Here is a 23,033-nt window from a genome sequence, read left to right as displayed (position 1 = left end):
AGAGGTCAAGCCCGCGTCCATGGACCTGTTTCGAAGTGACCCTGTTGCCCAGCCCTTGGCCGCGCGCCTGCGCCCGGCCAACCTGGACGAATACGTCGGCCAGCAGCACCTGCTGGCGCGCGGCAAGCCGCTGCGCGAGGCACTGGAGCAGGGCGCGCTGCACTCGATGATCTTCTGGGGCCCGCCCGGGGTGGGCAAGACCACCCTGGCGCGTTTGCTGGCACAGTTCTGCGAGGCGCACTTCGAGACCGTCTCGGCCGTACTGGCCGGGGTCAAGGAGATCCGCCAGGCGGTGGAGATCGCCAAGCAGCAGGCCGCCCAGTACGGGCGGCGCACCATCCTGTTCGTCGACGAAGTGCACCGCTTCAACAAGTCGCAGCAGGACGCCTTTCTGCCGTATGTGGAAGACGGCACGCTGATCTTCATCGGCGCCACCACCGAAAACCCCTCGTTCGAACTCAACAACGCCCTGCTGTCGCGGGCGCGTGTGTATGTGCTCAAGAGCCTGGACGAAGCCGCGTTGCACCGCCTGGTGGAGCGCGCACTGACCGAGGAGCGCGGCCTGGGCAAGCGCAACCTGAGCCTGGGCGACGAAGCCTTCAAGATGCTGCTGGCTGCCGCCGATGGCGATGGCCGGCGCCTGCTCAACCTGCTGGAGAATGCCTCGGACCTGGCCGAAGACGGCAGCGAGATCGGGGTGGAGCTGCTGCAAAGCCTGCTCGGTGATACCCGTCGACGTTTCGACAAGGGCGGCGAGGCCTTCTACGACCAGATTTCCGCATTGCACAAGTCGGTGCGCGGCTCCAACCCCGATGGGGCGCTGTACTGGTTCGCGCGCATGCTCGATGGCGGCTGCGACCCGTTGTACCTGGCGCGGCGCGTGGTGCGCATGGCCAGCGAAGACATCGGCAACGCCGACCCGCGTGCGCTGAGCCTGTGTCTGGCCGCGTGGGACGTGCAGGAGCGCCTGGGCAGCCCCGAGGGCGAGCTGGCGGTGGCCCAGGCCATTACGTACCTGGCCTGTGCGCCCAAGAGCAACGCGGTGTACATGGGCTTCAAGACCGCCCTGCGCGAAGCCGCCGAGCATGGTTCGCTGGAAGTGCCGCTGCACCTGCGCAACGCACCCACCAAGCTGATGAAGCAACTGGGCTACGGCGACGAGTACCGTTATGCCCACGACGAGCCCGATGCCTATGCGGCGGGCGAAGACTACTTTCCCGATGACCTCGCGCCGCGCCAGTACTACCAGCCGGTGCCTCGCGGCCTGGAACTGAAGATCGGCGAGAAGCTGCGCCACCTGGCCGAACTCGATCGCCTGAGCCCGCGCCAGCGGAGGAAGCCATGATTGCCCTGGTGGCCGCAGTCAGCGCCGGGGGCATTGCCGGCACGCTGCTGCGCTTTGCCGCGGGAAATTGGGTCAATGCCCACTGGCCACGCCACTTCTATCTCGGTACGCTGGCGGTCAACCTGATTGGCTGCCTGCTGATCGGCTTGCTCTACGGGTTGTTTCTGCATCGCCCGCTGGTGCCGGTCGAGCTGCGCGCAGGCCTGATCGTCGGCTTCCTTGGCGGCCTGACGACCTTTTCATCCTTTTCCATGGACACCGTACGCCTGCTCGAAAGCGGGCAAGCGCCCCTGGCGTTCGGCTATGCCAGCCTCAGTGTAGTGGGTGGCCTGCTCGCCACCTGGGCCGGTTTGTCCTTGACCAAATTCTGAACCAGCGAGAAAACGATATGCTCGATTCCCAACTGTTACGCGGCCAACTTCAGGAAGTGGCGGATCGCCTGGCTTCCCGTGGCTTCAGCCTGGATGTCGCGCGCATCGAAGCACTTGAAGAGCGCCGCAAGTCTGTGCAGACCCGCACCGAACAGCTGCAGGCCGAGCGTAACGCCCGTTCCAAATCCATCGGCCAGGCCAAGGCCAAGGGTGAGGACATTGCCCCGCTGATGGCCGACGTCGAGCGCATGGCCAACGAACTGGCTGCCGGCAAGGTGGAGCTGGAAGGTATCCGCGAAGAGCTGGACGCTATCCTGCTGACCATCCCCAACCTGCCGGACGCCAGCGTACCGGTGGGCGCCGATGAAGACGACAACGTCGAAGTGCGCCGCTGGGGCACCCCGCGCAGCTTCGATTTTGCGATCCAGGACCACGTCGCCCTGGGCGAGCGCAACGGCTACCTCGACTTCGAGACCGCAGCCAAGCTGTCGGGCGCGCGGTTTGCCCTGCTGCGCGGCCCGATCGCCCGTCTGCACCGTGCCCTGGCGCAGTTCATGATCAACCTGCACACCGCCGAGCATGGCTACGAGGAAGCCTACACCCCGTACCTGGTACAGGCCCCGGCGCTGCAAGGCACCGGCCAGCTGCCCAAGTTCGAGGAAGACCTGTTCAAGATCAGCCGCGAAGGCGAGGCCGACTTCTACCTGATCCCGACGGCCGAAGTGTCGCTGACCAACATCGTGGCCGGCGAAATCGTCGATGCCAAGCAACTGCCGATCAAGTTCGTCGCCCACACCCCGTGCTTTCGTAGCGAAGCCGGTGCGTCGGGTCGCGACACCCGCGGCATGATCCGCCAGCACCAGTTCGACAAGGTCGAGATGGTCCAGGTGGTCGAGCCGGGCAAGTCGATGGAAGCCCTCGAAGGCCTGACTGCCAACGCCGAGCGTGTGCTGCAACTGCTGGAGCTGCCTTACCGCGTACTGTCGCTGTGCACCGGCGACATGGGCTTCAGTGCCGTGAAGACCTACGACCTGGAAGTGTGGGTGCCGAGCCAGGACAAGTACCGCGAAATTTCCTCGTGCTCCAACTGCGGCGACTTCCAGGCGCGCCGCATGCAGGCCCGCTGGCGCAACCCGGAAACCGGCAAGCCGGAGCTGGTGCACACCCTCAACGGCTCGGGCCTGGCTGTAGGCCGTACCCTGGTGGCAGTGCTGGAGAACTACCAGCAGGCTGATGGCAGCATCCGTGTACCGGACGTGCTCAAGCCTTACATGGGTGGCCTGGAGATCATCGGTTAAATGGAGTTCCTGCCGCTGTTCCACAACCTGCGGGGCAGCCAGGTGCTGGTCGTGGGTGGAGGCGAGATTGCCCTGCGCAAGTCTCGCCTGCTGGCCGATGCAGGTGCCGTGCTGCGGGTGGTTGCCCCTGAAATCGAGGGGCAACTGGCCGAACTGGCACGCTCCAGTGGCGGCCAGACCCTGGCCCGCGGCTATCACGAAAGCGACCTCGACGGTTGCCAGCTGATCATCGCCGCCACCGACGACCAGGCGCTCAACGCCCAGGTATCGGCCGATGCGCGCCAGCGCTGTGTGCCGGTCAACGTGGTGGATGCGCCGGCCTTGTGCACGGTGATCTTCCCGGCGATCGTCGACCGTTCGCCACTGGTGGTGGCAGTGTCCAGCGGCGGCGATGCGCCGGTGCTGGCACGCCTGATCCGCGCCAAGCTGGAAACCTGGATTCCTGCCGCCTATGGCGAACTGGCCGGCCTGGCCGCGCGCTTTCGCCATAGGGTCAAGGAACTGTACCCCGACGTGAACCAGCGTCGTGGGTTCTGGGAAGACGTGTTCCAGGGCCCGATTGCCGAGCGCCAGCTGGCCGGGCAGGGCGCCGAAGCCGAACGCCTGCTGCAGGCCAAGGTGGATGGCGCGCTGCCGCAGACCTCGGGCGAGGTGTACCTGGTGGGGGCGGGGCCGGGTGATCCGGACTTGCTGACCTTCCGTGCGCTGCGCCTGATGCAGCAGGCCGATGTGGTGCTGTACGACCGCCTGGTGGCGCCCGCCATCATCGAGTTGTGCCGGCGCGACGCCGAGCGCATCTACGTGGGCAAGCGCCGCGCCGATCACAGCGTACCGCAGGACCAGATCAACCAGCTGCTGGTGACCCTGGCAAAGCAAGGCAAGCGCGTGCTGCGCCTCAAGGGCGGCGATCCGTTCATCTTCGGCCGGGGTGGCGAGGAGATCGAAGAGCTGGCCGAGCATGGCATACCCTTCCAGGTGGTGCCGGGCATCACTGCGGCCAGCGGCTGTTCGGCGTATGCCGGCATACCGCTGACCCACCGCGATTATGCCCAGTCGGTGCGCTTCGTGACCGGTCACCTCAAGGACGGTACCAGCAACCTGCCGTGGAATGACCTGGTGGCGCCTGCGCAGACCCTGGTGTTCTACATGGGGCTGGTGGGCTTGCCGACCATCTGTGCCGAGCTGATTCGTCACGGCCGTGCGGCTAGTACGCCGGCGGCGCTGGTGCAGCAGGGCACTACCACCAACCAGCGGGTGTTTACCGGCACCCTGGCCGACCTGCCGCAACTGGTGGCGGAGCACGAAGTGCATGCGCCGACGCTGGTGATCGTGGGCGAGGTGGTGCAGCTTCGCGAGAAGCTGGCGTGGTTCGAAGGGGCTCAGTAACAACAGCTTCGCCAGCAAGGCTGGCTCCTGCAGGTTCACGCGACCCACTGCAGGAGCCAGCCTTGCTGGCGAAGGGGCCCTTCAACCCCTGATCAAAAACTGGTCTTGTCCCAAATCCCCCGGCCCACCAGCCGCTCCCGATCGTGTCGCGCCGCAAAGTCCTGCAATGGCCCCTTGGGCACGATCCCGTTCGGGTTGATGGTTTTGTGGCTCATGTAATAGTGATGCTGGATATGCTCCATGTTCACCGTCTCGGCCACTCCCGGCCACTGGTACAGCTCTCTCAGCCAGTTCGACAGGTTCGGATAATCGGCGATGCGCCGCAGGTTGCACTTGAAGTGCCCGTGATACACCGCGTCGAACCGAACCAGCGTGGTGAACAGCCGCCAGTCAGCTTCGGTCAGGTACTCGCCGGCCAGGTAGCGCTGGTCGTTCAGTAGCTTTTCCAGTGCATCCAGCTCGGCAAACAGCTCGTCGAACGCCTGCTCGTAGGCTTTTTGCGTAGTCGCAAAGCCTGCGCGGTACACGCCGTTGTTCACGGCAGGGTAGATCCGCTCGTTCAGTGCATCGATGCTCGCGCGCAGCGGCTCGGGGTAAAGGTCCAGGCGATTGCTGGTCAGCCCGTCGAAGGCGGTGTTGAAGATACGGATGATCTCTGCCGACTCGTTGTTGACGATGCGTTGTTCCTGCTTGTCCCACAGCACCGGCACCGTGACCCGGCCGGTGTAATGCGGGTCGTCGCGGGTGTAGCGCTGATGCAGGAATTCAAGCTGGTCGAGCTTGTCGCCCGTCGAACCCAGAGCTGTGTCGAAGGTCCAGCCGTTCTCGCCCATCAGCCAGCTGACCACCGACACGTCGATCAGCTTGTCCAGGCCCTTGAGCGTGCGAAAGATCAGCGTGCGGTGCGCCCAGGGGCAGGCCAGCGACACATACAGGTGATAGCGCCCGGTGTCGGCTGCGGGCAGCTGATTGCGCCGCTGCGCGTTCTCGCGCTGGAAGGTGCCGTCTTTGCTGCTTTCATACCACTGGTCATGCCAGCGGCCATCGATCAACAGGCCCATGGTGGTCTCCTTGGCGATTCGTTCAACTTGGAGCCCAGTGTACGGGCTCAAGTTCGAACCAATGGCGCAAAGCATCGGCCTGTTTGATCGAAAACCCCGATCAGTCGCCTAGCTCAGGCGTTGATCCCACCAGTGCTGCGCCTGCGTGAAGGCGTCCTCTCGGGTTTGCCCCAAGCCGCGTAGCGCCAGCGCCATGCTCGATACAAGAGCCAGTTCACCGTAGCTGTTGCGGGCCTCGCCGCGCCATACTGCCAGCAGGTGCTGCAGGTCGAGGCTGGCTGGCTTCACATGGCGCTGGGCCGACAGCTGCGGCCATTCTTCATCCCAGTCTTGGCCATGGGCAGTGCCGTACAGGTGGCTGGTGGCATCCGGATTGATCTCGATCTCACCGCCGTCACCCTTGACCACAATCGCCGTATCGCCCAGCAGCCGACTGGCTTCGCGGTGTACGGCCTGGTAGCCGGGGTGGAAGATGCTCTGCAGGCCGCACCGCGCCCCCAGCGGGTTGAGCACCCGTGCCAGGGAGTGAATGGGCGAGCGCAGCCCCAGGGTGTTGCGCAGGTCGATCATGTGCTGCAGGCGCGGCGCCCAGTCCTGCAGGGGGATGAACGCGATGCAGTGCTCGTCCAGGGCACTGGCGACGCTGGCCCAGTCGCGGCACAGCGGGATCTGCACCTGTTCCAGCACCTGCTCGGTATACAGGCGCCCGGCGGTGTGAGCGCCGCCGCCGTGCAGCAGGATGCGCACGCCGTTTTTCGCAAGGCACTTGGCCGCCAGCAGAAACCACGGCAGGTGGCGCTTCTTGCCCGCATAGCTCGGCCAGTCCAGGTCGACCGCGATGGGCGGTGCCTGTACACGCTGGCGCACGGCTTCGGTGAAGCCGGCCAGCTCCTCGGGGCTCTCCTCCTTGTGACGCAGCAGCATCAGGAAGGCGCCCAGCTGCGTCTGCTCGACCTTGCCGTCCAGCAGCATGCCCATGGCCTCGCGGGCTTCTTCCCGGGTCAGGCCGCGGGCGCCGCGTTTGCCTTTGCCCAAAATGCGCACGAACTGGGCGAAGGGGTGTTCGGCGGGCGTTTCGAGGGTGAGCGGGGTAGGGGCAGTCATATGCAGTTGGTCGGCTTTGGCAGGCCCGCGAGCTTCGCGGCAAGTTTGGCGGGGGTGCCGTTGAACAGGCGGTTCAGGTGCAGGCTGTTGCCTTTGTCCGGGCCCAGCTTCAAGGCGGTGTACTTGATCAGCGGGCGCGTGGCCGGCGACAGCTCGAACTCCTGGTAGAACTGGCGCAGCAGCTCCAGTACCTCCCAGTGTTCGGGAGTCAGTTCCAGGCCTTCGCGCTCGGCCAGGGCTTGTGCCACGGGCTTTGACCAGTCCTTCAGGTCGACCAGGAAGCCGTCCTTGTCCAGGGCGATGTCGCGGTTGTCGAGGCTCAGGGTGCTCATAGCCAGCTGTTGACCTTGTCGTGGTCCAGCGACAGCTGCACGAACGCCGGGTAGTCGATGGCCCGGGCCGCGTCGCTGGAGATGCCGCGGGCTTGCAGGTCTTCTTCCAGCGCAAACAGCCTTGCGCCCAGGTTGGCGTGCTCCAGCGCCTTCAGCGGCTCGCTGCCGGGCTGCAGCGCATACACTGCGTCGCCGCACAGCAGCAGGCCGTCGTTGCTGCCCAGCAGGCGCAGACAACTGCTCAGGCGATTATCGCCGAAGGGCGAGTGGGAAATGACGTGCAGGGTGCTCATCAGAGGGTTACCACCTGGTCAAAACGGTTGATCAGGGCTGCCAGTGCAGCGTCGTCGAGTACCTCGACGTCCAGTGTCAGGTGTTCAGCGTCCAGGCCGCGCTCGAGCAGGCTGCGGGCGTCGGCGAACAGGGCCTCCACGCCGAACATCGGCAGCGCCTGGAGGTTGGCCGCCAGGTTCTTCTGTTGCAGCTGTGCCGGTTGCTGTGCAGGTGCCAGCTGAAACACGCCGTCATCCAGAAACAGCATGCCCAGCGGCAAGTCGAAGGCGCCGCCGGCCAGGGCGATATCCAGTGCCTCGCGGGCCGACGGGCCGGCCCAGGGGGCCTGGCGGCTGATAATCAGCAATGACTTGGCCATTCAATCGCCTCCAAAGCAGACCAGGCGGTCGGCGGTTTGTGCAGCCTCGTGCAACTGACCCAGGCCCGACAGTTCCCACGGCGCGGGCAGGTTCACGGCAGGGCGCTGATAACGCTGGGCTTCTTCGGCGTTCAACACGCCACGGCGCAGGGCGGCGGCGATGCACACCACCGCATCGAGCTGGTGCTCGGTGACGAAGGCACGCCATTGCGCCGGCACGTCCAGCTCATCCTGCGGCGCGACCACGTTGGCCGAGGCGCTGTGCACGCCATCCTGATAGAAAAACAGCCGCACGATCTCGTGCCCGCTGGCCAGGGCAGCCTGGGCGAACAGCAGTGCACGGCGCGAGGAGGGCGCATGGCCGGGGGAAAATACCGCGAGGGCGAACTTCATGGCAGGCTCTGTCAGCAAAACTGCGCCCATGATAAAGCAAAAAGCCCGCGCCTTGTGGGCGCGGGCCTGGTTGGGGCAGCTTGGCAAGCGGCCTCAGTTCTGCGCTTTGGACTCGGGCAGGAACCAGTTCAGCACCAGCGCACAGATGCCGCCGGTTGCCACGCCAGACTCCAGCACATTGCGCAGTGCCGATGGCATGTGCGCCAGGAATTCCGGCACCTGCGCCACGCCCAGGCCCAGCGCCAGGGACACCGCGATGATCAGCAGGGCGCGACGGTCCAGGCTGATGCTGGCCAGAATGTTGATACCCGAGGCCGCTACGGCACCGAACATCACCATCGCAGCGCCACCCAGCACCGGCTCCGGCACCGCCTGGATCACCCCGGCCACGCTTGGGAACAGCCCCAGAATCACCAGCATTGCGGCAATCCAGATACCGATATGGCGGCTGGCGATACCGGTCAGCTGGATCACGCCGTTGTTCTGCGCGAACACCGAGCTGGGGAAGGTGTTGAATACACCGGCCAGCAGCGAGTTGGCGCCGTTGACCAGCACGCCGCCCTTGATGCGTTGCATCCACAGCGGGCCTTCGACCGGCTGACGCGACACCTTGCTGGTGGCGGTAACGTCGCCGATGGCTTCCAGCGAAGTCACCAGGTAGATCACCAGCATCGGAATGAACAGCGCCCAGGAGAAACTCAGGCCGAAGTGCAATGGCACCGGCACCTGGAATACGGCGGCTTCATGCATGCCGGTGAAGTCCAGGCGGCCCAGGTAGCCGGCCAGTGCGTAGCCGACGGCCAGCGCGATCACGATCGCGCAACTGCGCATCCACACCACCGGGATGCGGTTGAGTACCACGATGATGGCCAGCACCACGCCGGACAGCAGCAGGTTTTCGCCGTTGGCGAAGGTGCCGTTGGCCATGGCGCCGAAGCCGCCGCCCATGCTGATCAGGCCCACCTTGATCAGCGTGAGGCCGATCATCAGCACTACTATGCCGGTGACCAGGGGGGTGATCAGGCGCTTCACGAACGGCAGGATGCGCGAAATGCCCATCTCAACGAACGAGCCGGCAATCACCACACCAAAGATCGCCGCCATTACGCCTTCTACGGGCGTACCTTGCTTGACCATCAGCGCGCCGCCGGCGATCAGCGGGCCAACGAAGTTGAAGCTGGTGCCTTGCACGATCAACAGCCCGGCGCCGAAGGGCCCGAAGCGTCGGCATTGCACGAAGGTGGCGATCCCGGAGATCACCAGCGACATCGACACGATCAGGTTGGTATCGCGGGCCGATACGCCGAGTGCCTGGCAGATCAGCAGGCCGGGGGTAACGATAGGCACGATGATCGCTAGCAGGTGCTGCAGGGCAGCGAGCAGGGCGATCAGCGGCCGGGGCCGGTCTTCCAGGCCTAGAACCAGTTCATTGGCCTGTTCGGGCGCTTGTTCGAGTGAGCTCATGGGTGTTGCTGCCCCGGGCAGAAAAAAGGAGCGCATTCTACGGCGCGCGCGGGGATTGGGGTAGCCCAGTTTGCCAGCATTATCTGGCGCTACAGCCCGCGGGGCGTAGGGGTCGGCCTTGCCAGCGAACGAGCGCGAAGACAGCGCCCCTCAAACGCCACCCACAAAAAAGCCCGCCGAAGCGGGCTTTTTCAACACTCAACCAACCAAGCTCGGATCAGTCGTCCCGACCCATCAACCCGAACAGTTGCAGCAGGCTGACGAACAGGTTGTAGATCGATACATACAGGCTGATGGTCGCCATGATGTAGTTACGCTCACCACCGTGGATGATGGCGCTGGTCTGGAACAGGATGCACACCGACGAGAACAGCACGAAACCTGCGCTGATCGCCAGTTGCAGGCCGCTGATCTGGAAGAAGAAGCTTGCCAGCACAGCGCCCAGCAGCACGAAGAAGCCTGCGGTGATGAAGCCGCCCAGGAAGCTCATGTCCTTGCGGGTGATCAGCACGTAGGCCGACAGACCACCGAACACCAGTGCGGTCATGGCGAATGCCGAGCTGACCACTTCAGCGCCGCCGGCCATGCCCAGGTAGCGGTTGAGGATAGGGCCGAGCAGGAAGCCCATGAAACCGGTCAGCGCGAAGGTGGACACCAGGCCCCATACCGAATCACGCAGCTTGTTGGTGAGGAAGAACAGGCCGTAGAAGCCGATCAGCACCACGAAAATGTTCGGGTAGCCGACGCGCATCTGTTGGGCCACATAGGCCATGACACCACTGAAAGCGAGGGTGATGGCCAGCAGGCCATAGGTGTTGCGCAGGACGCGGCTGACCTCTTGCTGTTCGACCTGCAGGCCGTGGTTGACGGCGTAATCCTGTTCGCGCATGGCGACACTCCTGTGGGTTTGAAACGTTCAGATGCAAAGATCATAACAGAGGCGCGCAGACCAGCCACCTAGAGAGTTTGACAGCTTGTTTCATTTCGGTATTATGGCGCCCGCAATACGAGGAAGCGTGGCCGAGTGGTTTAAGGCAACGGTCTTGAAAACCGTCGATGGGCAACTATCCTAGAGTTCGAATCTCTACGCTTCCGCCACTTCTAAAGCCCTGATTATTCAGGGCTTTTTGCGTTTCTGAGGGTAGGGAAAAAGGCCTTGGAAACACACTTGGGAATTCTTTTCTTTCGCATTGTCCCTCCTATTGCTCATTCTGAGCCAGGATGTTGCTGATCATGGCCACTAAACTGCGCTCTACTCCGTAACCTCAAGCAGGGCCCGCAGCTTTTTGTGTGTCTTCTGCTGCTTCACGCCCAGGGCAACGCCCTCGATGTAGTTCCTCCTCAGCACCCGCACGTCCGCAGGACGCTGTCCTGTCAGACACGCCAGATCCATGGACAGCATGGCTTGAAGCGTTATACCCAGTTTCATTCGGGCGTACTGGCTGCCAACCAATAGTCATCTGCCGCAGCGTTCGGTGAAGTGCCAATGGAGCTCTTCAAGCTAGCCGCGCTGGTAGCTACTGGCCTTCTAGCCGGTCAGCTCAGACAGCTCGTTGTCAGTACTTCGATTTACGTGGGATAAGCCCCACGCCGCAAATGGTGGCGGAGGCGGGGAGGAGGTAGTCGCAGCTGGAGCTCGAACCGCCATCACTTGAGCTGGATGAGGTGCAGTTGGCGCTGGAGTAACCGCTGTGTGTGCGTATGAGCCCGTAGCTGCCGACCTGGTTTCTATCTAGAGTCCACCTTGTATCCGAAATGTGATACTTGCATGAATCGGCTTGGGCAGTTATGTTCAAAAGTCTTCATTGAATTAATCTTGCATCGAGATTCTCCCGAAATGAATAATTAATGCGTATTTGCTTTTTGCGGATTTGCCAAAAGTCAAAGCACGTAATTGTTTGAGTTGATATGGCCTGTTACCTTGAATTGATCGATGGTGACGGCTAATAAAGCCTTCTTGCTTTACTGTTTGGCGTTGTTCTCTTCTGTAGGGATAAGTAACGATGACTGCCCGATTCTCCTCAAAAGATGTTTATGATCATAATCAGAATGTCTGGAACCGACTTGCTCGCGAAGGTTGTGATTGGTCGAAGCCAGTTTCTGCCGAAGTTATTCAGGCTGCTCGAAGAGGGGAGTGGAAAATACAACTTATCCCCGCAGAGCTCCCGACAGCGTGGCTTAACGATGTGCAAGGGAAGCGCATTTTGTGCCTAGCTGCTTCCGGAGGGCAGCAAGCCCCCGTGTTGGCGGCTGCGGGGGCTGAAGTGGTTGTGATGGATGCCTCTCGCGATCAGCTGGCATTGGATGATATGGTTGCAAAGCGAGACGATCTTTCTCTACGCACGGTCTTGGGAGATATGCAGGACTTGTCATCATTTGATGATGAGTCATTTGACCTGATTTTTCATCCGATCTCGAATCTGTATGTGCCCGATATTCGTAAAGTATGGGCTGAATGTTATCGCGTACTCGGTAAGGGAGGAAAGCTGCTCAGCAGCTTTTACAATCCGGTAGTATTCATTTTCGACCGCTCTACTGACCTGGCTAAAAGCGGTTTGATGAAACCGCGCTTCACACTGCCTTACGCAGACATAACCGATCTGAATGCTGACGAAATTGAGGGTAAGATAGCGAGAGGTGAGGCATTCGTATTTGGTCACACGTTAGCGGAGCAAATAAGCGGGCAGCTGGAGGCGGGCTTGCTGCTAACAGGCTTCGAAGAAGCTTTTCAGCCGGTGCCCCGATTTCTGATCGACAACTACATGCCAACATTCATCGCAACGTGTTCCGTCAAGCCGGGGTAGCTTTTGTCTGGCCCCGCTAAAAGTGCGGAGCCAGCAACATCCGGTCTTTGCAATGACATTCGATACGTTCAAATCTCTCTGGCCACGCCCTTGGCCCTGATACCGAGGTCGTGGCACCTGCCTGTCTTCCGCAAGCTCCATGAGCTGCTCAGCGCACAGCGGTGCGTCGAGCATCTGGCGCGAGGCGGAATCATTGAATAGGGGTGATATGCTTTGCCGCTGACCAGACAGGGAGCGTGGCAATGGGGTGGAGAAGCAAGCTGGTAGCGCTCAGGCAGAGGTTCACGCGTCGGCAGCGGTTAGTTGTTGGTGGCGGCGTGTTTGTGGTCGCCCAAGTGGGCTCTTTCTCGTACCCGAGCCAATACTGGCTGTACCTGGTGATCTTCGGGGTTATCGTCCTGAGCAGCGCCTGGTCACCCGAACTGCACCGGAAGCGTTGATGCTCTGACGGGCAGCGTCGTCATTGAAGCACTCGCCAGCTCTTGGTAGGCCCGCTAATTGGTCTGGCTACGAGTGCCAGACCGCCCGCACCGAACATCGCTGTCGAGGATGCTGGCCTCACTGTAAGCGATGACCCGGCGCACAACCAGTAGTGCTGCCTGGTAGATAGGCACTATTTTTCTCTCTAAAAAAAGTTGGCCGCGCAAAAGAATCGGGCTGTTTCGTGCACTATTTTTTTTCAAGGCGCTCAGGTGCGTGACGAGTGAACGACGATTGGCGGGTGGGCTGATCAGGGCCTAAAAAGAAAAACTTGCGAGCAGGCCATGGCGGCCTGCTGCAATAACAGTCAGGAGTAGCGAGTGCAGTAGTGTTTTTTACTTTACAGCTTTTCTGGAGGGCTACTCTTTTTGCGGTGCTGTCTGGTTTTTAAGATGCACTCCGGCAGCTTTCGCAGCGCCATCCCTTGTAACTTTCTGCTTTTTCAAGCGCTGCAACCAGATCACGACCGGCTATCGTGTTTTGGCAGTTGTTGTGTTTTTCGTTTGGTTTTCTCATCCCCTCGCATTGTTTTTTCAGGAAGGGGCTCACCACCGCCTGCTGCCTTGACGTAAGCGCTCTGAAACCCTTGTCTACGGCTAGCTGGGCGTAGCTTTGTACGCTCGGCTTTTCACCTTGAAATGCGTTCTGCGCGATAAGGGCCGAGAAAATCTCTCGCTCGATAGTCATTCGTTAATCCTTTATTCAACCAACAAGTTTGCTCATGTTTTTTATTATTCTGAGCAATGCGAAAGCATACGTTACCATCGGGTGAGGTTTTATTGAACTGGGTTTCCATCCAGCTATAAAAACGCACGGCTTCACATTTTTTGGTCAATAAAGGTTGGGTTCCTGGTATTTAAAATATTTCAACAGGTCATTGTTACAATTTATTTCTTGTTCAAAAAAAGTTTCGCTCTCACTTTAATGGGTTCGTGCACCGTGTAAGTTTCCTGCCTTTCCCGCTAAGTTTTACGGTGACGACGCGCCTTATGAGTTTTTATGAAGTTCCGCGATTTCCTGTGCCGGGCTGCCACTGAGTGCGCAGCTCGTGGGGAGCACTCGCCCTGTCGATTTCAGCTGCAGGTCGTGCAGGTCCTTCGTCAGCCCCTGGTTCATCGCCACAAGCTTGGCAATGTTCCTGCGCGCCTTGCCCAGCTCTCGGGTCAGGTATTCGGCCTCATTCGTAATGAGCACCACCTGGTGCTTCCACATCTCCAGCTCAGTGGGCGCTCCTAAGCCGTCAAGGTCTTCAATGTCTTGGGTCATTTCCGCCACCATATGGATACTGTTTGCATATACAGTAATCCAGTCGGGCGAGCGCGGCGAGCCGAGGCGACGAATTGCACGGGGAGGGGGATTTTTTCGGTCGGCAGGACGCCGGAACAGGGGTGAGAATCGGTTTCAGAACGCCAGCGGCGCCACTTGCAGCATGCGGCCTGTCGCATGCCGAGTTATCGCCAGCACCACGCCCCTTCAGTCATGCTCCATCTGAACATACTCCAGCATCTTCTGGCTCCCATCCAGAATGTCACTGCAGATCGCCAGGCGAGCCGCCGCACCATCGCGCTGCTTCAACGCCTCCAGCACATCCCAGTGATGATCAATCGCCATGCGCTCGTTGAACCCGCCGTAGGCCCGGGCAATCAGCGGCCCGGTACGCATCCACAACCCATCCAGCAGGCTGACCAGCACCGGCATATCGGCGATTTCCGCCAACCTGAAGTGAAACTCGTGGTTGAAGGTCAGCGCGGACCTCAAGTCATTGTCCTTGATCGCCACCAGGTTGTTCTGAATGCAGGTTTGCAGCCGCGCCACTTGCTCCTCGGTCGCCAGCGATGCAGCTGTTTCGGCCGCCAACCCCTCGAGCGAGAGCCGGATGCTCCTGATCTCCAGGTACTGCTTGGAAGTCAGTACCGGCACACGAATGTCCCGCGGCGTCTTCAGAACCAGCGCCTGCTCCTTTGCCAGTTGAAGAATCGCGTCCCGCACTGGTGTGACACTCGTACCCAGCTGTTCGGCAAGGTCGCGTATGCGCAGCCGGTCGTTAGGCTGGAAGCGCCCTGTAATCAGGGCTTCGCGCAGCAGGCCATAGATACCGCTGCCAAGGTAGGAGTGTTTCAGGTGCTCAATCGGATAATTCATCGCGTACTCGTGTGCGGCACAGGCCCGGCGGGAGAGGGGAGGCTACCGGCAGCGATTATCGAGTAACTCAAACATGTTGCCCACCGTTTACATGGATTTCTGCGCCATTGACGTACGAAGCGCCCTGCGTGCAGAGAAAATGCACCAACGCCGCGACTTCCTCGGGCTTGCCCATGCGTTTCATCGGGATCGAACGCTCCACGATCAGCTCGGTGCCAGCGGACAGGATGGAGGTGTCGATCTCCCCCGGGGCGATCGCGTTCACCCGAACCCCATAGGGCCCGAAGTCATGCGCCATCTCGCGCGTCAGCGCCGACAGCGCCGCTTTGGAGCAGGCATACGCCACCCCTGCGAACGGGTGCACCCGCGAACCGGCAATGGAGGTGACGTTGATCACCGAGCCCTTTGCCGCCTTGAGCTCCTCGAACAACCCCCGCGCCAGCAGGGCCGTCGAGAAGATGTTCACGTTGAACACGTTCAGCCAGGTCGAGTAGTCGGACTCCAGCACCCCCAGTCGCTCCCCATCCGGGCCTTTGGGTGAAACGCCGGCGTTGTTGACCAACGCATCCAGCCGCCCCCCGAGTTTTTCCCGGATTTCCGGAAGCCTGCGCTGTATGTCCTCCACGCTCCCCAGGTCGAGGTGAATGTGGTTGGCGATGCCTTCGGCCCAGGGGCAGCCTTCGCCCAGGTCCTGCCTCGAGGCGGTAAACACGCGCCAACCCGCAGCACTGAAATGTTTCACGGTGGCGTGGCCGATGCCCCGGCTGGCACCGGTGAGAAGCAGCGTACGTTGATCGGTCATGGCGGGTTCCCTGTTCATTGGTGAGGGCAAGTGTAGCGTAAAATATGATGCATCATATTTATTATGTGTTTTAATGCGTCCCGTCCCCACCGGGGAAGCGTCACGTTCGATCGATTGCTGCCACTACAAGAAAACTGCCATCCCTTTAAAGCTGCCCACGACCCGTAGCTGACCTGGAGAGACGCATGAATAAGAAAATCGCAGCTGTACTTTTGCTCGCAACCATCGCAAGCCCGCTGTATGCCGCTGAAAAGCTGACCGTGGTGTCCTTCGGCGGCAACAACCGCCAGGCGCAGGAGAAGGCGTTCTACAAACCCTTCACCGCCCAGACCGGCGTGGCCATCACCGCCGACGACTACAACGGCGAAATGGCCAAGATCAAGGTGATGGCCGACACCGGCAAAACCAGCTGGGATGTGGTGGAGGTCGAATCGCCCGAGCTCATCCGTGGTTGCAGCGAAGGGGTGTTCGAACCGCTGGACTGGAGCCGGATAGGCAACAAGGAAGACTTCATTCCTGCGGCCGTCAGCGACTGTGGTATCGGCATCTTCATCTGGTCCACCGTGCTGACCTACGACCCCAACAAACTCGCCTCCAGCCCGCAAGGCTGGGCCGACTTCTGGGACCTGAAGAAGTACCCCGGCAAGCGCGGCCTGCGCCGCGGCGCGAAGTTCACGCTGGAGTTCGCGCTGCTGGCCGATGGGGTAGACAACAAGGACCTCTACACGCTGCTGGGTACTGAAGAGGGTGTCAAACGTGCGTTCAAGAAGCTCGATGAAATCAAGTCCAGTATCCAGTGGTGGGACTCCGGCGCGCAGCCGCTGCAATGGCTGATCGCCGGTGACGTGGTCATGACCTCCGCCTACAACGGCCGTGTCACCTCTGCCCAGGAGGAAGGCCAGTCGTTTGCGATGCAATGGAATGGCAGCCTCTACGACCTCGATCACTGGGCCATCGTGAAAGGGGCGCCGAAAAAGGAACTGGCCGAGCGCTTCATCGCGTTCGCCAGCGAGCCCATGCAACAGAAGAACTTCGTCGAGGCCATCCCCTACGGGCCCAGCAACACCGGCGCGATGGACCTGCTGGACAAGCGCGTGGGCGAAAAACTGCCCACTGCCCCGCAAAACCTGAAAAACGCCCGTGCCACCGACGCCGAGTTCTGGATCGACCACGGTGAGGACCTGGAGGAACGCTTCAACGCCTGGGTCAACAAGTGATGCATGGCGCCCCTGAAACCGGGGGCGCCATTCAAAGGCCGTATAAGGATGCGAGTCATGCCCCTTGAAAATCTGGCTGTCGATGACAGCCTGCTCGAAGCTGCTCCGGCACGGGTCACCGATGCGCAGGCGTGTGCAGTGCTGCGCCAGCAATTTGGTTTGACCGGCACGCTCGAAAAACTGGGCGGCGAGCGCGACCTCAATTTCCGCGTGATGCTCGAAGACGGCTCATCCCGGTTGTTCAAGCTCTCCCACCCGCTTGAAAACCCCGATGTGGTCGACTTCCACAACCAGGCGATGCGAAGAATCGAGCTTCGCGATCCCGGGCTTGCGGTTCAGCGCGTGCACCCCTCGCTTGAGGGCCAGTACGCCACCTTCGTCGAGATCGACGGGCAGCGCATGCTGGCGCGGCTGCTGTCCTTCGAAGATGGCATGCCCCTTCACTGCGTGAGTCACCCCACACCGACGTTTCGCCGGGTCATCGGGCAGTCCATCGCCCGGCTTGACGTGGCGCTGCAAGGGTTTGCCCACCCCGCCGCCGGGCATGCGCTGCTGTGGGACATGCAGCACGCCGCGCACCTTCGACCGCTGCTGGTGCACATCGAACCCGGCCCCGGACGAAGCCTGGTGCAGCGCAGCCTCGAGCAGTATGCGTCGGTGGTGGTGCCAAGCATCCCCGGGCTGCGCAAGCAGGTCATTCACAATGACACCAACCCGCACAACATCATCGTGGATGCCCACAACCCCGATGTGCTGCGCAGCATCCTCGATTTCGGTGACATGGTGCATGCGCCGCTGGTCAACGAGGTCGCGGTTGCCGCTTCCTACCACCTTGGGCAGGTAGGCGATGTACTGGAGCCGGCCCTGGATGTGATTGTCGGCTACCACCAGTGCAACCCCCTGAACCAGCAGGAGCTGGCGCTGCTGCCCGAGCTGCTGGCCACGCGCCTGGCGTTGGCCCTGTGCATCAACTCTTGGCGCGCCGAACTGCATCCGGACAATCGCCAGTACATCCTTCGAAACACCCAGCGTGCCTGGGCAAACCTGAAGGCACTGTCGGCGCTGTCTCGCGCTGAAACAGAAGACCGAATTGCTTCGGCCTGCCTGCGAGCAAATCGAGCATGAGCATGATCAACGGCTTCACGTCAGCCGACGCCACCCGGCTTTCGGCATCGCAGCGACGCCTGATCGAGCGCCGCGAGCGGCTACTGGGCCCGGCATACCGCCTGTTCTACGAGCGACCGCTGCACACTGTTCGAGGGGAGGGCGTATGGCTCTTCGACGAGCAGGGCCGTCGTTACCTGGACGCCTACAACAACGTTGCCTCCATCGGTCACTGCCATCCCCGGGTGGTCGAGGCGATGCATCGGCAGTCGCAGGTGCTGAACACGCACACCCGTTACCTGCAGGAGGGCATTCTCGACTATGCCGAGCAGTTGCTCGGTACCTTCACCGATGACCTGGATCGCGTCATGTTCACCTGCTCCGGGAGCGAGGCGAATGATCTGGCGCTGCGCATCGCCAGGCACTGCACCGGTGGCACCGGCGTCATCATCACCCGGTTCGCCTACCACGGCGTCACCGCAGACATCGCCGAGCTTTCACCATCGCTTGGCAGCGCCATGGTGCTCCCGGCGCATGTGCGCACCGTTCGCGCACCTGACGCTTACCGTCTGGGGGCCGAAAACGTGGCGTCGATGTTCGCCGCAGACGTGCGCGCCGCAATCGATGACCTCAAAGCGCACGGCATCCGCCCGGCGGCAATCCTGCTGGATGGCATCTTCTCCAGCGACGGCGTGCTGCCCGGGCCGGCGGGCTGTATCGCCGAGGGTGTGGCGCTGGCCCAGGCCGAAGGCCTGCTGTACATCGCCGATGAGGTACAGCCGGGTTTTGCGCGTACCGGCCTTAACATGTGGGGGTTTACCAGGCACGACGTGCGCCCGGACCTCGTCACCCTCGGCAAGCCCATGGGCAATGGCCAGCCCATTGCCGGCATCGTCGGGCGCTCCCAGGTGGTCGATCACTTCGGCAGGAGCATGCGCTACTTCAATACCTTTGGCGGCAACCCGGTCTCGTGCGCGGCAGGTCAGGCGGTGCTGGACGTCATCCGCGAAGAACACCTGCAGCAGAGGGCCCATCACATTGGCAGCTACCTGCTGGACGGCCTGACACGGCTTGCCCTGCGCCATGAAATTATCGGCGACGTCAGGGGGGCCGGCATGTTCCTTGGGGTTGAGCTGGTCACCGACCGCGCCACCAGGGCACCCGCAGCCAGGCAGGCCCGCCAGGTGGTCAACGCGATGCGCGAGCAGGGCGTGCTGATCAGCGCCGCCGGTCCGCACCAGAACGTGCTCAAAATCCGTCCGCTGCTGGCGTTTACCGAAGAGCATGCGCAGATGCTTGTGGAAGCGGTCGATACCGCGATGCAAGGGGCTTGTTGAGAAGGCCAGGCCCCTGGTTCCTCAGCCTGCGCCGTGGGCGGCGAGGTTGCAGTATTGCCCCTTGAAGTACAGCAAGGGCTGCGTGGCGGCAGTTTGCTGCAGGTTCAGCGCCTTCACTTCGCCAATCACGATCAGGTGATCACCGGCGACGTGTTCGGCGTGGATCTCGCAATCGAGCCAGTGCAGGCTGCCGGCAATGATCGGGTTGCCCAGTGGCGATGCCTGCCATTGCACGCCCTGCCACTTGTCGGTACCTCGTCGGGCGAACTGGTTGGAGATCCCGACCTGTTCACCGGACAGGATATTGACCGCGAAGCGGCCTGCCTGGCGGATCCTGGGGTAGCTGGCCGAACCGGCCATCACGCTGAACGACACCAGCGGCGGGCTCATCGACACGCTATAGAACGACTGGCAGGTAAAGCCGACCGGCTCCTTCTCGATCTGCGACGTGATCACCGTGATACCGGATGCGTAGTGCCCGAGCGCTTCGCGAAAGCGCAATGGCTCGATGGCAGTACTGGAACGTGACATGGTAGGTCCTGGCTGAAGGGGCGGGTCCAAAGGCGGCGGGGAGGGGGCAAGCCGCTCGATCAGCGCTGCAACCCCTCCTGCACCCTTATCGGTTCAAGAGCTCTCTGCGCACGATGTCCGCGCCGGCGCTCAAGGCGTTCAGCTTGCCGCGCGCCACCTCGCGGGGCAGAGGGGCCATGCCGCAGTTGGTGCACGGGTAGAGCTTGTCGGCGTCCACGAACTGCAGCGCTTTGCGCAGGGTGTTGGCCACTTCCTCGGGGGTTTCGATGGCGTGGTTCGCCACATCGATGGCCCCCACCATCACTTTCTTGCCGCGAATCAGCTCGATCAGGTCCATCGGGACATGGGAGTTGTGGCACTCCAGCGAGATGATATCGATGCCGGATTTCTGCAGCTTGGGGAAGGCTTCCTCATATTGGCGCCACTCCGAGCCCAGCGTCTTTTTCCAGTCGGTATTGGCCTTGATGCCGTAGCCGTAGCAAATATGCACGGCCGTTTCACATTTGAGCCCTTCGATCGCCCGTTCCAGGGTGGCCACGCCCCAGTCATTCACCTCGTCGAAGAACACGTTGAAGGCAGGCTCGTCGAACTGGATGATGTCCACGCCCGCCGCCTCCAGCTCTCGGGCTTCCTGATTGAGGATCTTGGCAAATTCCCAAGCCAGCTTTTCCCGGCTTTTGTAGTGGCTGTCATACAGCGTGTCGATCATGGTCATGGGGCCGGGCAGGGCCCATTTGATAGGCTGGCTGGTCTGCTGGCGCAGAAACCTGGCATCTTCGACAAACACCGGTTTCTGCCTGGCAACAGCGCCCACAACGGTCGGCACGCTTGCATCATAGCGGTCACGAATTCTGACGGTTTCGCGCTTCTCGAAATCCACTCCGCTCAGGTGCTCGATAAAGGTGGTAACGAAATGCTGGCGGGTCTGTTCGCCGTCGCTGACGATATCAATGCCTGCGTGTTGCTGTTCCTGCAGGGCCAGGCGCAAGGCATCCTGCTTGCCTTCGAGCAGTTCCTCGTCGTGCAGCTTCCAGGGCGACCAGAGCGTCTCGGGTTGTGCAAGCCAGGACGGTTTGGGCAGGCTGCCAGCAGTGGAGGTGGGTAGCAGTTTTTTCACGATAGATGACCTTGTATGTTCTGAATGATCAAAGCGCGTATTGGGCGGACCACTGCTCAAGCACGGTCTGGTAGGGCTTGATGAAGTGCTCTTCGACAAACCTGCCCTGTTCGATGGCCAACTGACTGCGCTCTTCTCGATCGTAGACAATGCGGGTCAACGAGTAATCCTGGTGATTCAAGCTCGGCTGATAGCATCGACCTGCTGCTGAATTCGCGTTGTAGATTTCAGGGCGATAGATCTTCTGGAAGGTATCCATCGTGCTGATGGTGCTGATCAGTTCAAGGTTGGTGTAATCCCCAAGCAAGTCCCCAGCAAAGTAGAACGCCAGCGGTGCCACGCTGTTGGCAGGCATGAAGTAGCGAACCTTCAGGCCCATCTTCCGGAAGTACTCATCGGTCAGGGAATATTCGTCCTGCTGGTATTCGGTGCCCAATACCGGGTGCTGGTTTTCGGTGCGCTGATAAGTCTTGCTGCTGGAAACACTCAGGCAGATGACCGGTGGTTTTTTGAAGTGTTCTTTGTAAGTGCTCGAGTTCACGAAATGCTTGAACAGCTTGCCGTGCAGCTCGCCGAAATCCTCCGGCGTGCTGAACCCCTGCTGGTTCTTGTTGTGCCCCAGCAACAGCACGCTGAAGTCATAATCGCGCACGTACGAGGAGAAGTTGTTGCCTACGATGCCCTCGATGCGTTCGCTTGTTTTGCGATCCACAATGGTGGTCTGCAATATTTCAATCAGCGGCAGGGCGGTGTCCCTGTGCTCGGCATCCATATTCATTTCTACGGAAATGATTTCAAGTTCGACGTTGTAGCGGTCGCCTTTCGGGTTGTCCCAGTGCGCCAGGGCGTTGAAACGATTGTCGATCATCGTCAGGGTGTTGCGCAGGTTCTCCTGGCGACGCTGCCCCCTCGCCAGGTTTGCGAAGTTGGTGGTCGTGCGGGTGTTTTCAGCGGGGCGATAATGTTCGTCGAAACGAATACGCTTGATCGAGAATGTAAATGCTGTGCTCATTTTAATCGGATGCCCTGATGGTCCGAGATAAAAACCGAATCTACATTTGCCCTCTTCGGCAAGTTTGATTCGTTGTAGGTTTTTTTGCTCGGGCGTCTTGAAGTGTTCCTTAATTGGGGCGTATTTTATGTCCGGGCATCGAACGAGTTAAATTGAATTGATTTCATGGGAACGTTAGCCACCCTCATGATGCTCATCTGCAGGGCTTTTGATTATTATTTTCCGCCTTGGCCAATAAGCGGCAGGTTCGCTTTTTCAAGATGCGCGCAGGCCATGGTGACCATTGAGGCCTCAAGGCGCTGGAGGCCATGGCGTCACTTGTTGCGGATATATAAATGAAACCACTGATCACGGCCCTTGCGCTGTTCATCCTCGCCGGCTGTACCTCCAGCGGCGCTCCCACGGCTGAGCAGCAAACCCGGGAATGCATGAACTATCACGCCATGATGACCGCGCCCATGGCGCCCGATGCCATGCAGCGCCTCAAGGCTGCATGCGAACAGTCCAGGCTTCGATAACGGCCTAGGCTCTGTACGAAAAGCCTTGATACTCGATGATGCTGCGTTGAAAACAGCCTGACCTTCGTCTCAAGACTTTTCATACAGACCCTAGTCCCAGGCCATCACCACGCCTTCCAGCCGGCGAAATTCATCCAGTGTGTGGTGGAATTCGGCGCGTTCGAAGGTGGCGGTGCACGCGGCCTCGAACCAGCTGACGCGGGGCTGCTCCAGGGTGATCACCTCGTGCAGCAGGCCGAAGCGCCGCCAGTGGATGTGGTCCTCATGGGCGTGTTGCTCCACGACGATGACCGTGCAGCTCAGGTCCAGGTCATCGGAGCACACCAGCAGCGGCACCAGGGTGGTCCACCCAGGGGCAGTGGAGTAGCTGCGGTCCCACACCAGTTCATTATCGTCTTCGCCGTAGAGGCCGGCATGCGCTGCCACCAGATGAAGCTGCGCAGCGGGGTCTCGTATTGGCAGCCAGACTTCCAGCGGCACGCCATCGATGGCGAAGGTCGAGTAGAAGCCCTGGCTGTACTTCGATTTGAAGCTGGCGATTGAAAGCTGGTTCACGTTGGTTT

25 protein-coding genes and 1 tRNA gene are annotated in these 23,033 nt (G+C 61.0%); 10 read left to right on the top strand and 16 right to left on the bottom strand.

Features of this window, described 5'->3' with window-relative positions:
* Positions 1 to 19: 19 nt before the first annotated feature.
* The 4 genes from LOY33_RS15720 to cysG are packed head-to-tail and all read left to right on the top strand — an operon-like array spanning position 20 to position 4,400.
* Positions 20 to 1,345, top strand: coding sequence for a replication-associated recombination protein A (locus LOY33_RS15720; RefSeq protein WP_043860847.1), 1,326 nt, complete (start codon positions 20 to 22; stop codon positions 1,343 to 1,345).
* Positions 1,342 to 1,716 carry a fluoride efflux transporter CrcB gene (gene crcB / locus LOY33_RS15715; protein WP_043860846.1) on the top strand — a complete coding sequence of 125 codons (375 nt, stop codon included), beginning with the start codon at positions 1,342 to 1,344 and terminating at the stop codon, positions 1,714 to 1,716. Before LOY33_RS15720 ends, crcB begins: the two co-directional genes overlap by 4 nt.
* Positions 1,717 to 1,733: 17 nt before the next feature.
* Positions 1,734 to 3,014 (top strand): serine--tRNA ligase, encoded by a 1,281-nt coding sequence (serS, locus tag LOY33_RS15710; protein WP_043860845.1) that lies wholly within the window; start codon positions 1,734 to 1,736, stop codon positions 3,012 to 3,014.
* Positions 3,015 to 4,400 (top strand): siroheme synthase CysG, encoded by a 1,386-nt coding sequence (cysG, locus tag LOY33_RS15705; RefSeq protein ID WP_043860844.1) that lies wholly within the window; start codon positions 3,015 to 3,017, stop codon positions 4,398 to 4,400.
* Positions 4,401 to 4,492: 92 nt separating this feature from the next.
* On the opposite strand, the gene LOY33_RS15700 is transcribed toward cysG, so the two are convergent.
* The 8 genes from LOY33_RS15700 to LOY33_RS15665 all read right to left on the bottom strand — a co-directional run bounded on the left by LOY33_RS15700 (position 4,493) and on the right by LOY33_RS15665 (position 10,295).
* A complete protein-coding gene (locus tag LOY33_RS15700) occupies positions 4,493 to 5,461 on the bottom strand; it encodes a glutathione S-transferase family protein (protein WP_258659366.1) in 969 nt (322 codons plus the stop codon).
* 108 nt (positions 5,462 to 5,569) lie between these two features.
* Positions 5,570 to 6,565 carry a glycosyl transferase family protein gene (locus tag LOY33_RS15695; RefSeq protein WP_078480769.1) on the bottom strand — a complete coding sequence of 332 codons (996 nt, stop codon included), beginning with the start codon at positions 6,563 to 6,565 and terminating at the stop codon, positions 5,570 to 5,572.
* A complete protein-coding gene (locus tag LOY33_RS15690; protein ID WP_043860841.1) occupies positions 6,562 to 6,897 on the bottom strand; it encodes a TusE/DsrC/DsvC family sulfur relay protein in 336 nt (111 codons plus the stop codon). Before LOY33_RS15690 ends, LOY33_RS15695 begins: the two co-directional genes overlap by 4 nt.
* A complete protein-coding gene (gene tusB, locus LOY33_RS15685; RefSeq protein ID WP_058541209.1) occupies positions 6,894 to 7,190 on the bottom strand; it encodes a sulfurtransferase complex subunit TusB in 297 nt (98 codons plus the stop codon). The genes LOY33_RS15690 and tusB overlap by 4 nt, the downstream gene beginning before the upstream one ends.
* Positions 7,190 to 7,549, bottom strand: coding sequence for a sulfurtransferase complex subunit TusC (tusC, locus tag LOY33_RS15680; RefSeq protein ID WP_078480771.1), 360 nt, complete (start codon positions 7,547 to 7,549; stop codon positions 7,190 to 7,192). The genes tusB and tusC overlap by 1 nt, the downstream gene beginning before the upstream one ends.
* Entirely contained in the window at positions 7,550 to 7,942 is a 393-nt protein-coding gene (tusD, locus tag LOY33_RS15675) for a sulfurtransferase complex subunit TusD (protein WP_043860838.1), read from the bottom strand.
* 93 nt (positions 7,943 to 8,035) lie between these two features.
* On the bottom strand, positions 8,036 to 9,406 hold the full coding sequence (locus LOY33_RS15670; RefSeq protein ID WP_043860837.1) for a nucleobase:cation symporter-2 family protein: 1,371 nt from the start codon (positions 9,404 to 9,406) through the stop codon (positions 8,036 to 8,038).
* Between the two features lie 217 nt (positions 9,407 to 9,623).
* A complete protein-coding gene (locus LOY33_RS15665) occupies positions 9,624 to 10,295 on the bottom strand; it encodes a Bax inhibitor-1/YccA family protein (protein ID WP_043860836.1) in 672 nt (223 codons plus the stop codon).
* 121 nt (positions 10,296 to 10,416) lie between these two features.
* Here LOY33_RS15665 and LOY33_RS15660 point away from each other — a divergent pair.
* A tRNA-Ser gene (locus tag LOY33_RS15660) sits at positions 10,417 to 10,504 on the top strand.
* 905 nt (positions 10,505 to 11,409) lie between these two features.
* Complete coding sequence (locus tag LOY33_RS15655; protein ID WP_258659365.1) at positions 11,410 to 12,210, top strand: class I SAM-dependent methyltransferase; 801 nt, start codon at positions 11,410 to 11,412, stop codon at positions 12,208 to 12,210.
* Positions 12,211 to 13,077: 867 nt separating this feature from the next.
* Here LOY33_RS15655 and LOY33_RS15650 read toward each other — a convergent pair.
* The 4 genes from LOY33_RS15650 to LOY33_RS15635 all read right to left on the bottom strand — a co-directional run bounded on the left by LOY33_RS15650 (position 13,078) and on the right by LOY33_RS15635 (position 15,634).
* On the bottom strand, positions 13,078 to 13,377 hold the full coding sequence (locus tag LOY33_RS15650; protein WP_043861032.1) for a hypothetical protein: 300 nt from the start codon (positions 13,375 to 13,377) through the stop codon (positions 13,078 to 13,080).
* 300 nt (positions 13,378 to 13,677) lie between these two features.
* On the bottom strand, positions 13,678 to 13,956 hold the full coding sequence (locus LOY33_RS15645; protein WP_258659364.1) for a hypothetical protein: 279 nt from the start codon (positions 13,954 to 13,956) through the stop codon (positions 13,678 to 13,680).
* A gap of 207 nt (positions 13,957 to 14,163) precedes the next feature.
* A complete protein-coding gene (locus LOY33_RS15640) occupies positions 14,164 to 14,832 on the bottom strand; it encodes a GntR family transcriptional regulator (RefSeq protein ID WP_043861034.1) in 669 nt (222 codons plus the stop codon).
* A 67-nt stretch (positions 14,833 to 14,899) separates the two neighbouring features.
* On the bottom strand, positions 14,900 to 15,634 hold the full coding sequence (locus tag LOY33_RS15635; RefSeq protein ID WP_043861035.1) for an SDR family NAD(P)-dependent oxidoreductase: 735 nt from the start codon (positions 15,632 to 15,634) through the stop codon (positions 14,900 to 14,902).
* A gap of 185 nt (positions 15,635 to 15,819) precedes the next feature.
* Between LOY33_RS15635 and LOY33_RS15630 the strand changes: the two genes are divergently transcribed.
* The 3 genes from LOY33_RS15630 to LOY33_RS15620 are packed head-to-tail and all read left to right on the top strand — an operon-like array spanning position 15,820 to position 19,292.
* Positions 15,820 to 16,851: an ABC transporter substrate-binding protein gene (locus LOY33_RS15630; RefSeq protein ID WP_258659363.1), complete on the top strand. Its 1,032-nt coding sequence runs from the start codon at positions 15,820 to 15,822 to the stop codon at positions 16,849 to 16,851.
* 57 nt (positions 16,852 to 16,908) lie between these two features.
* Positions 16,909 to 17,976, top strand: coding sequence for a phosphotransferase (locus LOY33_RS15625; RefSeq protein WP_258659362.1), 1,068 nt, complete (start codon positions 16,909 to 16,911; stop codon positions 17,974 to 17,976).
* Positions 17,973 to 19,292, top strand: coding sequence for an aspartate aminotransferase family protein (locus tag LOY33_RS15620; protein ID WP_258659361.1), 1,320 nt, complete (start codon positions 17,973 to 17,975; stop codon positions 19,290 to 19,292). The genes LOY33_RS15625 and LOY33_RS15620 overlap by 4 nt, the downstream gene beginning before the upstream one ends.
* Before the next feature lie 21 nt (positions 19,293 to 19,313).
* Here the strand turns inward: LOY33_RS15620 and LOY33_RS15615 are convergent, their stop codons facing one another.
* The 3 genes from LOY33_RS15615 to LOY33_RS15605 all read right to left on the bottom strand — a co-directional run bounded on the left by LOY33_RS15615 (position 19,314) and on the right by LOY33_RS15605 (position 21,952).
* Positions 19,314 to 19,823, bottom strand: coding sequence for a flavin reductase family protein (locus LOY33_RS15615; protein WP_258659360.1), 510 nt, complete (start codon positions 19,821 to 19,823; stop codon positions 19,314 to 19,316).
* Positions 19,824 to 19,908: 85 nt separating this feature from the next.
* The gene (locus tag LOY33_RS15610) at positions 19,909 to 20,940 is read right to left on the bottom strand and encodes a methionine synthase (protein WP_258659359.1); all 1,032 of its coding nucleotides are present in this window, start codon (positions 20,938 to 20,940) and stop codon (positions 19,909 to 19,911) included.
* Positions 20,941 to 20,968: 28 nt separating this feature from the next.
* Positions 20,969 to 21,952, bottom strand: coding sequence for a DUF1852 domain-containing protein (locus LOY33_RS15605; protein ID WP_100633752.1), 984 nt, complete (start codon positions 21,950 to 21,952; stop codon positions 20,969 to 20,971).
* Positions 21,953 to 22,287: 335 nt separating this feature from the next.
* On the opposite strand from LOY33_RS15605, the gene LOY33_RS15600 reads away from it, so the two are divergent.
* Positions 22,288 to 22,470: a hypothetical protein gene (locus tag LOY33_RS15600; protein WP_054916126.1), complete on the top strand. Its 183-nt coding sequence runs from the start codon at positions 22,288 to 22,290 to the stop codon at positions 22,468 to 22,470.
* Positions 22,471 to 22,560: 90 nt separating this feature from the next.
* Here the strand turns inward: LOY33_RS15600 and LOY33_RS15595 are convergent, their stop codons facing one another.
* Positions 22,561 to 23,025 carry a hypothetical protein gene (locus LOY33_RS15595; protein WP_240619899.1) on the bottom strand — a complete coding sequence of 155 codons (465 nt, stop codon included), beginning with the start codon at positions 23,023 to 23,025 and terminating at the stop codon, positions 22,561 to 22,563.
* Positions 23,026 to 23,033: the final 8 nt, after the last annotated feature.

Origin of the sequence: Pseudomonas sp. B21-036, assembly GCF_024748925.1 — a bacterium.
GTDB lineage: Bacteria > Pseudomonadota > Gammaproteobacteria > Pseudomonadales > Pseudomonadaceae > Aquipseudomonas > Aquipseudomonas palmensis.
This window is presented reverse-complemented; position numbering and strand designations above follow the sequence as displayed.

Excerpts from the sequence above, each read along its gene's own strand:
- LOY33_RS15720 (WP_043860847.1), top strand. The coding sequence starts at position 20 with ATGGACCTGTTTCGAAGTGACCCTGTTGCCCAGCCCTTGGCCGCGCGC.
- crcB (WP_043860846.1), top strand. The coding sequence starts at position 1,342 with ATGATTGCCCTGGTGGCCGCAGTCAGCGCCGGGGGCATTGCCGGCACG.
- serS (WP_043860845.1), top strand. The coding sequence starts at position 1,734 with ATGCTCGATTCCCAACTGTTACGCGGCCAACTTCAGGAAGTGGCGGAT.
- cysG (WP_043860844.1), top strand. The coding sequence starts at position 3,015 with ATGGAGTTCCTGCCGCTGTTCCACAACCTGCGGGGCAGCCAGGTGCTG.
- LOY33_RS15700 (WP_258659366.1), bottom strand. The coding sequence starts at position 5,461 with ATGGGCCTGTTGATCGATGGCCGCTGGCATGACCAGTGGTATGAAAGC.
- LOY33_RS15695 (WP_078480769.1), bottom strand. The coding sequence starts at position 6,565 with ATGACTGCCCCTACCCCGCTCACCCTCGAAACGCCCGCCGAACACCCC.
- LOY33_RS15690 (WP_043860841.1), bottom strand. The coding sequence starts at position 6,897 with ATGAGCACCCTGAGCCTCGACAACCGCGACATCGCCCTGGACAAGGAC.
- tusB (WP_058541209.1), bottom strand. The coding sequence starts at position 7,190 with ATGAGCACCCTGCACGTCATTTCCCACTCGCCCTTCGGCGATAATCGC.
- tusC (WP_078480771.1), bottom strand. The coding sequence starts at position 7,549 with ATGGCCAAGTCATTGCTGATTATCAGCCGCCAGGCCCCCTGGGCCGGC.
- tusD (WP_043860838.1), bottom strand. The coding sequence starts at position 7,942 with ATGAAGTTCGCCCTCGCGGTATTTTCCCCCGGCCATGCGCCCTCCTCG.
- LOY33_RS15670 (WP_043860837.1), bottom strand. The coding sequence starts at position 9,406 with ATGAGCTCACTCGAACAAGCGCCCGAACAGGCCAATGAACTGGTTCTA.
- LOY33_RS15665 (WP_043860836.1), bottom strand. The coding sequence starts at position 10,295 with ATGCGCGAACAGGATTACGCCGTCAACCACGGCCTGCAGGTCGAACAG.
- LOY33_RS15655 (WP_258659365.1), top strand. The coding sequence starts at position 11,410 with ATGACTGCCCGATTCTCCTCAAAAGATGTTTATGATCATAATCAGAAT.
- LOY33_RS15650 (WP_043861032.1), bottom strand. The coding sequence starts at position 13,377 with ATGACTATCGAGCGAGAGATTTTCTCGGCCCTTATCGCGCAGAACGCA.
- LOY33_RS15645 (WP_258659364.1), bottom strand. The coding sequence starts at position 13,956 with ATGACCCAAGACATTGAAGACCTTGACGGCTTAGGAGCGCCCACTGAG.
- LOY33_RS15640 (WP_043861034.1), bottom strand. The coding sequence starts at position 14,832 with ATGAATTATCCGATTGAGCACCTGAAACACTCCTACCTTGGCAGCGGT.
- LOY33_RS15635 (WP_043861035.1), bottom strand. The coding sequence starts at position 15,634 with ATGACCGATCAACGTACGCTGCTTCTCACCGGTGCCAGCCGGGGCATC.
- LOY33_RS15630 (WP_258659363.1), top strand. The coding sequence starts at position 15,820 with ATGAATAAGAAAATCGCAGCTGTACTTTTGCTCGCAACCATCGCAAGC.
- LOY33_RS15625 (WP_258659362.1), top strand. The coding sequence starts at position 16,909 with ATGCCCCTTGAAAATCTGGCTGTCGATGACAGCCTGCTCGAAGCTGCT.
- LOY33_RS15620 (WP_258659361.1), top strand. The coding sequence starts at position 17,973 with ATGAGCATGATCAACGGCTTCACGTCAGCCGACGCCACCCGGCTTTCG.
- LOY33_RS15615 (WP_258659360.1), bottom strand. The coding sequence starts at position 19,823 with ATGTCACGTTCCAGTACTGCCATCGAGCCATTGCGCTTTCGCGAAGCG.
- LOY33_RS15605 (WP_100633752.1), bottom strand. The coding sequence starts at position 21,952 with ATGAGCACAGCATTTACATTCTCGATCAAGCGTATTCGTTTCGACGAA.
- LOY33_RS15600 (WP_054916126.1), top strand. The coding sequence starts at position 22,288 with ATGAAACCACTGATCACGGCCCTTGCGCTGTTCATCCTCGCCGGCTGT.